The following is a 361-nucleotide window of genomic DNA, read 5'->3' as shown; positions in this document are numbered from 1 at the left end:
ATATTACGTTAAATTGTGAGGGAATGGTCCCCATATACTGACTTTATCATAGGGATAGGGTTGGTAGTGGGTCGATTGGGTTTCGGCATTGTTTCCGTTAATGCCAATTGCATTTTTGTATTTGATGCAACAGAAGGCGTGAGATTCTCCTGGGCCTGGAAAGGATAAGTGTTTAGAATTGATGGCAAAATATCTTCCATCCGATTTTTGAAGTAGTTGTTGTTTGGCTGTCTCCCAAAGGGTGTTGTTACAAACTTCTTGAATTTGTAGTTTTTGCAGGACTCTTATTACTGCGTTATCATGTTCCAATTCTTTAGGGGAGTGTATTATTCTCTCTTTTAATAAGCTGTTTACCACAGGG

1 protein-coding gene is annotated in these 361 nt (G+C 39.1%); it reads right to left on the bottom strand.

Going from position 1 to position 361, the window contains the following annotated elements:
* Positions 1-3: 3 nt before the first annotated feature.
* A partial coding sequence (locus tag ACUU1M_RS20705) for a hypothetical protein (protein WP_449144799.1) occupies positions 4-361 on the bottom strand: 358 nt, incomplete at its 5' end.

The sequence above is a fragment of the Shigella sp. SIG6 genome, assembly GCF_053555815.1.
The sequence above is the reverse complement of the archived record's forward strand: the minus strand, read 5'-3'. Positions and strand labels throughout refer to the sequence as shown.